Origin of the sequence: Methanobacterium paludis, from assembly GCF_000214725.1 — an archaeon.
In the GTDB taxonomy this organism is placed as follows: Archaea; Methanobacteriota; Methanobacteria; order Methanobacteriales; family Methanobacteriaceae; genus Methanobacterium_C; species Methanobacterium_C paludis.
Genome location: NC_015574.1, coordinates 1,426,444 through 1,439,382 on the forward strand (window position 1 = coordinate 1,426,444; position 12,939 = coordinate 1,439,382).

Below are 12,939 nucleotides of genomic sequence, written 5' to 3' on the forward strand. Positions count from 1 at the left end.
ATAATTGGGACATGTTAACAGAAATAATTTTTCAAAAAAACGAATTATTATTGACCTTGAGATCAAAGCTAACTGAATTTTGGTATATACGGTATATACAAATATACGGTATATACAGCTTCCAGGATACCCTTGATTTTTTACTTATTTATTAATTAATTATTAATTAACATTTTTCAGTTATAATTAACATTTTTTGTAAATAGTTTATTATATTATCAAAACCTTTATATGTTATTAAAATATTCACTTAATATAATATCAGGATACTTAAACAGAGGTGATTTAATATGGACTTAGAAAAAGTTGGAAGTTTTTCCCTCCATAATGGGGGAGGCTTCGTTGCTAAAATACAGTTTAAATACTTGGAAGATGGTGCTTGGAAATATTCCAAAAAGGGAAGTGATATCACACTGGGGGTTACGAAAAAAGCTGATCCAGGGGAATATGGTGTTCCAAATGGAGTTCCTACTAGATTAAAAGTTTTCGTTGTAGCAGGGTATGATAACTTAGCTAATCAACAGTTTATTTATGATAAAAGTTACTCTGAGACTGCAAATTACCTTATTACTGGAACTACTTTGAACAATAAACTTGGCTTAATTGAATCTAAATAAACTAATACTCATTAATCTAGGAAATACTATGATATTAAACATATTTGAACAGGAGTGATTTAGTATGGACTTAGAAAAAGTTGGAAGCGTTTCTCTTCATAATGGCGGAGGCTTCGTTGCTAAAATACAGTTTAAATATTATGATGGTGCTGATTGGAAGGATTCAACCAAAAGTAGAGATATAACAGTAGGTGCTACAAAAAAAGTCGATCCAGGGGACTTTGCTATTCCGAACGGAACCCATATTAAATTAAAAGTTTTCGTTGTAGCAGGAAAAGATAACTTGGCCAACAGAGAATTGATCTATGATAACACATCTGATGAGACAGCTGAATATGTTATTACTGGAACTACTCTGAACAATAAACTTGGCTTAATTGGATTCATCCACTAACTTCCAAATATACTCTTATTTTTAAATCTTTTTTTCTCACTATAAATTCAATTGAAGAGGAAATTATCTTTCTAAACAGTATATGCAGCTTCCAGGATACCTTGATTTTTTATTTATTAATTGAATTATTTACTTATCTTTGGGATCTCTCCACACCCACTCTGAATAAATTTTATAATACTTTAAAAATAAGAGAAAAAATTAGATTAGATAATCTTAAAAATTTTATTAAAAAAGTATTTTCTCCTAAAAATAGGAGTTATTATTTTAAACAATATTTTCTAGGAGTTATGTTGATTTTTTTGTTCTTATTTTTGGAGTTGAGAACAATTTTAAACATTTTCTCAATAGATTCAGACATGTTAATTTCTTTGTTTGATCTCTTTTTTTGTGTTAAATATTCATGTGCAAAAGTTACTTAATCATTAATTGAATAATGTTTTATATTTAACAATCTTATTTTATTTCATGTTTGAAGAATCAACTGTTTTGGTTTTAGGAGCGGGGGCTAGTGCTCCATATGGGTATCCTATAGGAGTCAATAAAAAATATTATAATTGAAAATTTAGACAAAATGGTACGTACTGATTCCGGTTGGGTTAATGAACTGGGATTAGACACAAACTCTGTTTCAGACTTTAACACATATTTTTCAAGGCTCCACAACCTTCTATAGACTCTTTTTTAAAGTATCAAGATGATGAAGAGTTCACAGAAATTGGTAAAATTGCAATAGTGGATGCCATATCTAAATGTGAGAATGAAAGAAATAAGCTTCCAAAAGACAATAAAGATAATTGGTATAAGAAATTTGCTGAAGTCCTTTTTTATTGGCTGATTTAACTCTCGAAAGGTTATTTCGATTTTATCTATCGAAGTTAACATAATACTGACCATATAAAATATTATTAATTTAATATAATAAGTTATTAAAAAAGAGGAATATGGACAGATCCATGAAAAGTCTTGAGAGAATTAAGGTCCACTTTTATAAACTCGCTTTTTTGAAGTCATATCTAGTTTTAGAGATTTTATTAGCGTTTTTTGATTTAAAATTAGAATAACTTATGTTAAATGGAATTTGGTATTTATATATTATTTTTTAGGAGCAAATAGTAAGTTTTATATTGAGCTATCTGTGATAGCTCTTAATTAGGACTTAAAATATTATATTAAGGGTGATATTAACAGGATTCAACATTAAAAACAGTATTTCCAATTCATATATATTTTGTTTTGTGGAATTTAAGTGATTTACAGAAGTTTTCCAGAAGTTTTCATTTCATTTTCACCCATTTTTCTAGTATTTAATTTCCAAAAAAAAATAATTTATCAATTATAAAAGGAGGTGAAAAAGGCTTATGAAAACAAGTAAACACTTAAAAATTCCGTTGTTACTTTTAGGTCTCATGATTTTCATCAGTTTCGGATTAGGAGCAGCAAGCGCTGCTACTCCAGGTGATAATTCAACCATGTATGTCAGTACAACGGGTAATGATATCTGGGATGGACAATCAACAACCTATAATAGTACAACGGGAAGCGGGCCTAAAGCAACAATAAAAAACGCAACAGGTACAGTAACCACTGGTGGAAATGTATACATTGCAAATGGAATCTACAATGAATCCAACATTATCATTGACAAAAATATGAACATAGTAGGTGAAAGCCAAAGTGGGACTATAATAAACGGACAAAAATCCGGAAACAGTATATTCACAATAGCATCAGGAGTAACAGTCACTATAACCAACTTAACACTAACAAACGCAACCACAATCGATGGTGGAGCCATCTTCAACGATCATGGAACTTTAACTGTGAGGAACATTAAATTCACAAACAACACCGTAAATGAGTATGGTGGAGCTATCTTCAACAATGTTGGTAGTTTGACTGTGGAGAACAGTACATTCACAAACAACATCGCAAACGTTGATGGTGGAGCCATCTACAATAATGGTGGTAGTTTAACTGTGGAGAACAGTACATTCACAGGCAACGCAGCAAACAATGGTGGAGCCATCTCCAAAAATGATGGGGATATGACTGTGGAGAACAGTACATTCACAAACAACATCGCAACTGCTGGTGGAGCCATATGCAACAATAGTGGTAGTTCGACTGTGGAAAACAGTACATTCACAGGTAACACCGCAAATTACGGTGGTGGAGCCATTTTCAACTATAATAGTAGTTTGACTGTGGAAAACAGTACATTCACAGATAACGCTGCGCTTAATGGTGGAGCTATTTACAATGAGGGAATATTGGATATAGACTCATCTAATTTCAGTGGTAATACTGCTACTGCTATTGGTACAGGTACTGGAGGCGGAGCTATCTACAATGACGGTGCAATCTTGAATATTAATAAATCTGAGTTCACTGGAAATGCTGCAACTGACAACGCTGGTGGAGCTATCTACAGTTACAGTGGGACTACAATTACTGTGAGTAACTCCAAATTCACACAGAACACTTCTAAAACGGGCGGCGGTGCTATTCGCAATAACGGTAGTGGAACCACACTCACTGTGAGTAATTCCAAATTCACACGGAACCATGCAGAATATGGGGGAGCCATCTGTAACTCAGGAATAGCAAACATTACTAACTCTAACTTCACAGATAACAACGTAACCAACGCAGGAGGAGCCATCTGCAATGACCAAGGAACATTAAACGTAAACAACAGTACATTCACAAACAACACAGCACAAGAAAAAGGAGGAGTTCTCTACAACTACTTAAGCGGAAACTCAAACAGCACAATAACAGTAACAAACAGCACATTCACAGGTAACACAGCCCCTAACGGTGGAATATTCCATAATTCCGGAGGTAACGCAACAATATCATTCAGCGGGATCATAAACAACGGTTCAAACGAAATCTACAATGATCATGGAATGGTAGATGCCAGGTATAATTGGTGGGGATCTAACGACAATCCTTCAAACCATGTTAGTAATGATGTGAATGTTTCTCCTTGGCTTGTTTTGACTGTTACAAATGATAATTCCTCCATACTTATTGGGGGTAAGTCTATTGTAACTGCTGACTTACAACACGATTCCAAGGGAGGATACCATGACCCAGTAAACGGTCATGTGCCTGATGGAACCGTGGTAACCTTTAACCTGTTAAATACCAGGTTAGGCAGTTTAAACACAATATCAACCACATTGACAAACGGCACAGCCATAACAATGTTCACAGCAGCTAACAGTGGTAATGAAAATGTTACAGCGACAATTGACAATCAACTTGAATCAACATTAATCATAATTAACAAATCTAACAATAATAATAACACTAATGGAAACAACATTCCAAGCACAGTAAACGCAGCAACACAAACAATCAGCATGCAACACACAGGTGCACCATTAGCAGGATTAGCACTAGCAATCTTAGCCATATTCAGTGGAATGCTACCACGAAGGAAACAATAAAAACATTTTAACCCTTTTATTTTTTTTAAAACAGTCGGTCAAAAAAGGATTTTAAAAAAGTTTAAAGTAAAAATAACACATCCTATTTCTCCTTCAAAAGTTCCTCAACACGCTTCTGAATCTCCTCATCTTCCATGAAAACCTTTATTAAAGGTGCAAACTCTTTATAATCTTCCATTTCTCGTTTTATATCTTCAAACTCATCCATAGCAGTTTCATATTTTTTCAATTCTTCAGTTTTAACATCCTTAACTTCTGCACCATCCAGGGAAAGGTAAGGTAAAGCTTTCAGGTAAACTTTTTTTAACTTCTCATGATCAGCACGCCAGTAAGCCCGGTCCTGTAGTTCAAACCAAAAATCAACTATTTACTTCTCATCCATGTTTATTCCAACCCTGTTTTAGTCCATATATCCTATCATTTTTGTGTTAGAGAGTGCATGAAAATAAAAAAGTAGCCCACATGAAAAATTTTCTATACAAAATTGATAATTACTAAAAAAAAACGTTTACCCCACTTTGCAATCCATTATTCTATTATGCGAACTCATAAACAAGAAAGAATAATACGTCCATTAAACTAGTGATCGATTCAAAGCATTTTTTTTAAATTTAGAACATTTTTAGACTTTCAAAGTTTAAATTCTTCTTTTTAAATTTGATCTATACCAGTAGGGATTATTAAAACACTTCTGAGGTGTTTAGGCAGATAATAAAGATCTTAGTATAACCACAAACTATTAATACAAGGTTAGATCCACTTAATACGTTACTTGGCAGGTAGCAGTAGTAGCAAACATTTTTTGTTTGTGTTGGGGTAAAGAGGGCAATCAAACGCCCTTGGACGCCTCATTCTATAAAAACTCTTTTTACCATTATTTTCAAGCAGTATTTTAAACTATACCCTTTAAGAGCACTATTTCACCATATTTCCTTAAAGAGTATTAGTTTTAAATTATATTCCTTTAAATAGATTATACTCCCTTAAAATAGATTATATTCCTTTAAAATGGCAATATCTTATTATATTCCCTTAAAAAAACTCTATGATTTGTTAGGGACATCTCTTAGCCTAGATAGATAAAAGATCAAAAGCTGAATGACTTAATTTAAAAAAATATTCTGATTATTCCTTCTTAATTATTCTCCAATTCCTGGCAGATAAAACGAGGTTTACGTCCGTACTTTTTTATGAGATCTTTAATATCAGCTTCGCTGGCATCAACATGGTTTTTAACAATTTCTATTGTTTCTTCCTCAGAATATGAAATCTCAACCACTTCAAAGAGTAACTTAAGAAATCCCCTAATAATTCGGGATAAAACACCCAGATCAGTAAAGATATCGTACTTCTTACCCCTGAAATAAGTTCTCCAGGCTGTCTGGAATACAAGGTTCATGTCCTGAAAGTTCCTGCGGTGTCTTATGTACTCTGCAATGCACAGAATATAAAAATGGGCAGCTCGCCATCCAACAGTGTCTGTCCACATGCTGAAGCCCACCTTACCATGTTCAATATAATGAATATCATGAAACTTATCTGCAAAGAGTACAACATCAAAGTCCAAGAGACGTTTATAACTTTCCTCTTTTGAATTTACACCCAGTTGTTCTTCAAGTGATTTTAAAAATTCACAAAAAACCTCTTTTGAGCTCATTGAATCATTTGAAAGCTCAAACTCGAATTCAAACACGTTAAGGTTTAACTCACCCAGGGCCCTGTGAATATTGGTTGATTTACCGGTTCCAGGAGCCCCTAAAACATGGATTATTCTTCCCTTATCTATTTTTAAGCTTTGAAATTTTTTAGAAAGCTTTCTGTAGGAAGCCGTGCTCACAAAGTTTGTATTGTCCCCACTCGAACTAACCTTGAATTTAGGCATATTTAATGTTCTTTTGTTTAAAAGATATAACCTGTTTCATGATCCAGAGTTATCATAAGTTAGGACCCTACAATATCATGGCACATATAATTTAAGGTTTTTAAAACTTTTTTATTTTTTGGATATGTATAGAGATACGACTTTGAAGGCAATTTCAACCAACACAACAGGATCTGATTAGATCTCGTCATATATTATATCGTCACGTCAAAAATCCCCTGAAAAAATCATCAAGCAACACAGTAACTGCGATAATAAAAAGTTCATTATTTATTATTTGAAATTAATACCCCCCACAAGATCATAACAGTAACATTTATAATATTAAAAATTAGAGTAAGCATGACAATGATTTAGATCATTATTGGGCAATTAATGAAATATAATAAATTAATTAAAAGGTTTTCATGTGATCATTGGGTTTTGTTTATAAAAATATATAAAAGATGGTCAATATAATCTAAATAAGTTATTAGATCGTATTTTTAATACGATTGCAAAAATGGATGGAAGGACAAAATTAAATGACACATATAACAGCAATATTACCTGCATACAACGAACAGGTATCGATCGGAAGTACTGTTTTAAGTGCAAAAAAACATGTAAACCGTGTAATAGTGGTTGATGACGGAAGTACTGACAATACTGCATACATAGCAGATATGGCAGGAGCAGAGGTTATAAAGCACCTTGAAAACCTGGGAAAGGGTGCAGCCCTCAAAACTGGTTTTGACGCAGTTAATGGTTCAGATATCATTGTTACTGTGGATGCCGACGGCCAGCACAGCCCTTCACAGATACCATTACTCATAGAACCTATAATCAACGGGGAAGCAGACGTTGTAAACGGTAGTAGATACCTTAATGGGGGAGAAAAAAACACTCCAAAGTACAGGAGGGTGGGTCAAAGCGTGCTAGATATAGCAACTAACATAAACGGCAGAACCCATATAACTGACAGCCAAAGCGGTTTCAGAGCCTTCGCAGTACATTCAATTCCCGCATTCAGGTTTCGGCAAATGGGTTTCGGCATTGAAAGTGAGATGTTAACAGAAGCTTCAAATGCAGGTCTAAGGATAAAAGAAGTGGAAATAGGTGTCAGGTACGACGTGGCCAACAACAAAAGAAACCCGATAAGCCACGGTGTAGGTGTTTTAATTAAGGTAATTAACGACATGGAATTCAACAGACCGCTCTACTACTTCACAATGCCCGGACTCATACTGATCTTAATAGGATTAGTAGCAGGTCTGATCTTCTTTGGGGATTATCTGGGCGGGGAAAGCAGAAGCCTGGCACCAACAGTTGTTGCTGGTTTGATCTGCATAACCGGTATTTTCATATCATTTACAGGAATAATACTGGACACCATGACGAGAATGATCAACTACAACCTGAATAATAAATGATTCTTCTCTATTTTTTTATTTAAGATTACTCCAGTTTAAATCCAGATCTATTCCATGTATTTACAGTCAGAAAAGAATAGAAAATATCTTTAATATAATTGTTGCAAACCAACATTTTAATGTTGCAAAGCTGTTTAAGACGTTGTTAAGGATTCTTTTGCTTTGGTGATCTTGTATGCGTCGTACGTTGCGTATATAACCAGCACAAAGATTACAAGACCGACTATTGGGAACTTGTAGTATAATAAATAAAGTATTGTTACAGGAACCAGGAATATTAAACCTCTCTTGAATTTACCAGAAAGCATCTGACCTAGTCCGGGAATTACAAAAGAAGCCAATGCTGCTAACGCTGGGGTCATCACTATCCTCATTGTTTTTACCTCCACTATTTTTGTACATTCCACTATTTTTGTACAAATCTTTATAAAATCAAGCTGTACTTAAATACTTAAATTTACTTTAACAACCATACAAATAAGTTTTTCGAAAAAATTCGATTTAATTAAGTTTTATACGTAAATTTAATGATTTACTACTGGGTTTAGATTTAATGATTTAATACGGAGTTTAAATTCAGTCATCCGTTACAAGTTTTAGATTCATCTTCCAGTTAAAATTAAGATCTACAATCTAAATATTTATTTCAATTTTAAGCATCTTAATTTAATTTTAAGCGAATATTTATCTGTGAACAATTGGATTAAGCTAATCAACCCTCAAATTAAAGTTAATCAACCCTCAAATTAAAGTTAATCAACCCTCAAATTAAGCTAATCCACCTCAATAATCAGTGAATTCAAATATTTAATCATAATATGTTCTAACCTAAAAAATGGTTTTTTCTCATATCCTGTCCTTGTACTTCAGCTCCTTGAACTTTATCTGGTAACATGTTCCATTTTCTCTTTTAAGCTTAACAGTCCCGTCAAGCTGATTCACAAGTGCCGATACAAGCTGCAGACCCAAGGACTCTGTTGTTGTGAAATCTATTTCCTCGGGCATTCCAATCCCGTTATCTGATATCTGAAGTTCGAACCCTTCAGGTCTTCTGTGCAGTTTTAAAGTTATTTCACCTTCACCATGTGGAAATGCATATTTTAAGCTGTTTGATACCAGTTCATTTATTATTAAACCCAGAGGCACTGCAGTTTCTATTCCGAGAAAGATCTCCTCAACACCCAGCTTAATTGTTACAGCCCCAGAATTTCCGGTGTAAGAATCAGAAAGGTAATATAACAAACTTTCTATGTATTCTTTGAAGTTTATATGGGTTAGATCGTTGGATTGGTAGAGTTTCTCATGGATTATTGCCATGGACTTAACCCGGTTCTGGCTCTCCTTTAGAACGTTCACGGCTTCACCTTCCACGTAGTTGGACTGGAGCGAGAGCATGCTTGAGATGATCTGCATGTTGTTTTTAACGCGGTGGTGGATCTCCTTTAAAAGCAGTTCTTTCTCATTTAATGAAGTTTTAAGCTCTTTTTCAGCTTTCTCCTTTTCTTTAAGGGTGAAAGCGTTTGAAAGTGCTGTTTGAATGCCATTTGCAAATATTGTGTAAACTCTTCTCTCCCTATCTGTTATGGAGTTGTTACGTTCCATAAAAAGTATCATGGGCTTTTCACAGTTAAATGAAAAGAGGAACTGGTTGGGTTTTCCCTCCTCGATCTTTTTGATCAACAGAGCGGGATCCTTAAAACCGCTTGATGCCATTACATGGTATCCATCACCGCAGAGTGCGACAAGTCCAAAGTAGCGAACACCCAGAAGTAGAGTTGCCATGTTTACAGTTGCATGCAGCAGCTCTTCTTCCCGGTGAAAAGAAGATAGTGAAGAGATACTGTAGATAACTGAGAGTTCTGAAAGAAGTCTTTTTCCTGATTCCCTCTCTGAAGGAGTTAGTTGTTCTTTGGATGATTTATCCCTCTTTGAAACAATTTGTTCCTTGGAGGAATTATCCCCATCTGAAACAATCTGCCTTCCAGATGACTTGTTCCCCTTTGAAACATTCCATTTCTTAGGGGACTTATCTTCATTTGAAACAGCCTGTTTCTGGGAGGGTTCATCCTCCTTTGAAATAACTTGTTTCTGGGAGGGCTTATCTTGCTTCGAAAGATCCGCCTGTTCCTTATTTTTCCCTGAAAGATTTCTTTGCCGGTCCGGTTCATCCACAGTTCAATCCCCCATATCATCGTACACTGCGGTTATTATTAATGATTTGTTCTGCAGTATGGGCACATCAAAGTAACTGCCCACCTCTCCAAAGGTTAAAACTCCAAATATCGGAACATCTTCCCCAAAAACATCCTTTAAAACATCAAATTCTTCTTTAAATTCCCTGTTCACAATGTTGTAACGGAAAAGACAGTTGAATACCAGTACAAAACTTGGCTTTTTACCAGATTTGAGTGTACGTAGTGCAACTTCCCTTGTGTTTTGAAGAATAGCTTCAAGATCTGCCTCCATCAGGTAACCCACAGAGTACCTTGAGATCTCTGTTATGAAATCCATACTACCGTCGGGGTTTATCTCTATTGGATCCCTTATCAGGTAGTTACCTGAAAGATCAGGAAAGCCCAGTGGATTGGGTATGCCGTACTTTTTGAGTTCATAGGGATTGAATGCGTCAGCTTCTTCACAGTAAATATCCCATGCTGTTCTTCCGTTGATTTCGAAAATTCTTTTATCGTGAACCTGGTTCATAATCAGGGGCACCATCTTGGGCTTCCATCCATGACCCAAACATGTTTTTATGGACAGGCCGTCCACAAGGGCAACTGCAAGGGCTCCCTCCTCTGCACCTTCATCTGTGAACTGGTATGAATTTTTGGAGTTGAAGTTGTCACCTGAACCTCCTCCAACGTAGGTGTAATCAGGTCCCATGATGTTGTAGAGACCTGTTATCATTTCTGAAATATTTTTTGAAAGACTTTCAGGAAAGATAAAAACAGTACCCTCTGAAATACCACTTTTTAGAAGGTCTCTTCCTGCAGTCTCACCAACCTCCCGTGGATCGGTATTTCCACATATTTGGAGGGTTGTTTCAGCTTTTAGTTTACCTGCAACCGTCAGGACACCAACACCCTGATCCAGCATTCCATGGGATGTTAAAATACCACCTCCACAGATACCTGCAAACTTGGAGTTTCCAAGAAGTTCCTTTGCTGTTTTAACCACAGCTTCCTGGTCGTAACCAGCGGTTGTGAATATCATTGAAAAAACAGGGTCTTCAAAAACTCTAAAACTTTTTAAGGCTGTATTAATTGCTTCAACTGCTGCAGATTTTGAATCTTCTTTTGAGCTGAAACCGATTCCAAACTTCAAAAAATCACCTAACATTAAACTTCTGTTAAGAACTATTATCTGCTGCCCATTCCCCGCCATTATCCCATACAGCCGTCAGCAACACAGAGTGCCGCCATGAACAAATTAATATTAATTAATCTTTACTTTTACCATCATTTATTATATAAACTGTCCTATTTTCTGAGAGAATGTTGATAATTATTAGGAATAACAGTTTTTATAATATAATGCAAAATAATGTATCCCACTAACTTTTCTTTTATATTAAATTAACGTAATTTAACCTAATTATCATTGCTTATCAAACTATGAATCACTGTTTTGATGGTTACATTGGTTCTTTATTTAACTTTACCAACAGATTGAATAGTAGAGTTTAATAATAAATTTACATAGAAATATACTACACATTGAAGAAGAGGGAATATATGGGCACGGCAAAAAAAATAGCAAAAAATACGAGTTTACTCTTAATCTCCCAGGTTCTAAGTTATGCCATGGGATTTATTTATACAATATACATGGCCCGTTATTTGGGTGTGGAAAACTTTGGAATATTCTCCTTTGCCCTTGCACTTTCAAGTGTGCTTGGAATATTCACAGATTTAGGTTTAAACACATTGATGACACGAGAAATAGCCAGAGACCGATCTAAAACCTCAGAGTATATAAACAACATTTTTTCTATCAAACTGGTTCTTGCTACATTACTCCTGATTTTAACGGTTTTGATATTAAACTTGACATATAATTCAACTACAGAAGTATTTGTCATTTACTTCATTGTTTTGTCCTTTGTTTTCTCAACATTTTCATTGATGTTCTATGCAATGTTCCAAGGATATGAAATCCTTAAATACCAATCCATAGCGGTTATTCTTAATAGTTCATTAATGTTGATAGGTGTTTTTCTTGCTATGGCATTTAAATTTAATGTTATTGGATTTGCATTTATTTATTCTGTTGTTTCAGGACTTACATTGATTTATAATTTGAGGATATCATCTAATAACTTTGTTTTTCCAAAATTTGAGGTAAACTGGGATTTCTGGAGATCTGTGATCGGACTGTCACTGCAGTTTGGATTGATAGGAGTTTTTGCCACTGTGTATGTCTGGATAGATTCCATAATGCTATTTTTTATGCAGGGAAACATTGCAGTAGGACTTTATAATGCAGCATACAGAATTATAATCATCCTATTATTCATCCCCAACGTTATAAATGTTGCAGTTTTCCCTGTAATGTCCAGATTTTATGTTTCATCAAATAAACCAATCAGCAAAATTTTTGAAAAATATTTTAAATTAATGTTAATTATAGGTATTCCAATGGGATTAGGAGTAAGTATCTTATCCAGTAATATAATCAATATATTATTTGGAAATAATTATTCAGGAGCTGCTAATGCACTCCAAATTTTAATATGGGCCACTGTTTTTACATTTTTAAACGCAACCATTATACAGCTCTACCAATCCACAAACAAACAGATGGTTATAACAAAAATAACAGGACTGTGTATGCTAGAAAATATAGCACTTAATCTAGTATTCATTCCTAAATTCAGTTATATAGCTGCAAGTTTCAATACGGTAATTACAGAATTCACAGTTTTAATTTTACTCATTTTAGTTTTAAGTAAAGGTACTTATCGTAATACCATAATAAAAAAGAATATTTTAAATAATATGTTAAAAATAATTTTATCAAGTGCAGTCATGGGATTATCTGTGTGGTATTTCAAAAATTTAAATTTGTTAATACCAATTATAGCGGGCATAATTATATATTTTGCATGTTTATACGTAACCAGAGTGGTAAACAAGGACGATATTACAATATTGACCAATATTTGGAGATGAAT

10 protein-coding genes are annotated in these 12,939 nt (G+C 34.4%); 5 read left to right on the top strand and 5 right to left on the bottom strand.

The window, feature by feature from the left end; translation table 11 throughout:
* The first annotated feature begins 290 nt into the window (after positions 1-290).
* From MSWAN_RS06600 to MSWAN_RS06610, 3 genes are all read left to right on the top strand, one after another.
* The gene (locus tag MSWAN_RS06600; protein WP_013825843.1) at positions 291-617 is read left to right on the top strand and encodes a hypothetical protein; all 327 of its coding nucleotides are present in this window, start codon (positions 291-293) and stop codon (positions 615-617) included.
* Positions 618-681: 64 nt separating this feature from the next.
* On the top strand, positions 682-1,011 hold the full coding sequence (locus MSWAN_RS06605) for a hypothetical protein (protein ID WP_013825844.1): 330 nt from the start codon (positions 682-684) through the stop codon (positions 1,009-1,011).
* Between the two features lie 1,361 nt (positions 1,012-2,372).
* Entirely contained in the window at positions 2,373-4,472 is a 2,100-nt protein-coding gene (locus MSWAN_RS06610) for a beta strand repeat-containing protein (protein WP_013825845.1), read from the top strand.
* A gap of 82 nt (positions 4,473-4,554) precedes the next feature.
* Here the strand turns inward: MSWAN_RS06610 and MSWAN_RS12790 are convergent, their stop codons facing one another.
* The gene (locus MSWAN_RS12790; RefSeq protein ID WP_154645732.1) at positions 4,555-4,701 is read right to left on the bottom strand and encodes a hypothetical protein; all 147 of its coding nucleotides are present in this window, start codon (positions 4,699-4,701) and stop codon (positions 4,555-4,557) included.
* Between the two features lie 906 nt (positions 4,702-5,607).
* A complete protein-coding gene (locus tag MSWAN_RS06615) occupies positions 5,608-6,354 on the bottom strand; it encodes an ATP-binding protein (RefSeq protein WP_013825847.1) in 747 nt (248 codons plus the stop codon).
* Positions 6,355-6,878: 524 nt separating this feature from the next.
* Here MSWAN_RS06615 and MSWAN_RS06620 point away from each other — a divergent pair.
* Positions 6,879-7,766, top strand: a complete 888-nt coding sequence (locus MSWAN_RS06620) for a glycosyltransferase family 2 protein (protein ID WP_013825848.1) — start codon at positions 6,879-6,881, stop codon at positions 7,764-7,766.
* Between the two features lie 134 nt (positions 7,767-7,900).
* Here the strand turns inward: MSWAN_RS06620 and MSWAN_RS06625 are convergent, their stop codons facing one another.
* From MSWAN_RS06625 to MSWAN_RS06635, 3 genes are all read right to left on the bottom strand, one after another.
* A complete protein-coding gene (locus MSWAN_RS06625) occupies positions 7,901-8,140 on the bottom strand; it encodes a DUF6677 family protein (RefSeq protein WP_013825849.1) in 240 nt (79 codons plus the stop codon).
* A 472-nt stretch (positions 8,141-8,612) separates the two neighbouring features.
* Positions 8,613-9,938, bottom strand: a complete 1,326-nt coding sequence (locus MSWAN_RS12275; protein ID WP_013825850.1) for a sensor histidine kinase — start codon at positions 9,936-9,938, stop codon at positions 8,613-8,615.
* 3 nt (positions 9,939-9,941) lie between these two features.
* Complete coding sequence (locus MSWAN_RS06635; RefSeq protein WP_161597491.1) at positions 9,942-11,090, bottom strand: FIST signal transduction protein; 1,149 nt, start codon at positions 11,088-11,090, stop codon at positions 9,942-9,944.
* A 410-nt stretch (positions 11,091-11,500) separates the two neighbouring features.
* Between MSWAN_RS06635 and MSWAN_RS06640 the strand changes: the two genes are divergently transcribed.
* Positions 11,501-12,937, top strand: coding sequence for a flippase (locus MSWAN_RS06640; protein WP_013825852.1), 1,437 nt, complete (start codon positions 11,501-11,503; stop codon positions 12,935-12,937).
* Positions 12,938-12,939 lie beyond the last annotated feature (2 nt).

What these genes read in the sequence shown, in the direction of transcription:
- MSWAN_RS06610 (WP_013825845.1), top strand. Translation starts at nt 2,373, where the DNA reads ATGAAAACAAGTAAACACTTAAAAATTCCGTTGTTACTTTTAGGTCTC.
- MSWAN_RS06605 (WP_013825844.1), top strand. Translation starts at nt 682, where the DNA reads ATGGACTTAGAAAAAGTTGGAAGCGTTTCTCTTCATAATGGCGGAGGC.
- MSWAN_RS06620 (WP_013825848.1), top strand. Translation starts at nt 6,879, where the DNA reads ATGACACATATAACAGCAATATTACCTGCATACAACGAACAGGTATCG.
- MSWAN_RS06615 (WP_013825847.1), bottom strand. Translation starts at nt 6,354, where the DNA reads ATGCCTAAATTCAAGGTTAGTTCGAGTGGGGACAATACAAACTTTGTG.
- MSWAN_RS06600 (WP_013825843.1), top strand. Translation starts at nt 291, where the DNA reads ATGGACTTAGAAAAAGTTGGAAGTTTTTCCCTCCATAATGGGGGAGGC.
- MSWAN_RS06625 (WP_013825849.1), bottom strand. Translation starts at nt 8,140, where the DNA reads ATGAGGATAGTGATGACCCCAGCGTTAGCAGCATTGGCTTCTTTTGTA.
- MSWAN_RS06640 (WP_013825852.1), top strand. Translation starts at nt 11,501, where the DNA reads ATGGGCACGGCAAAAAAAATAGCAAAAAATACGAGTTTACTCTTAATC.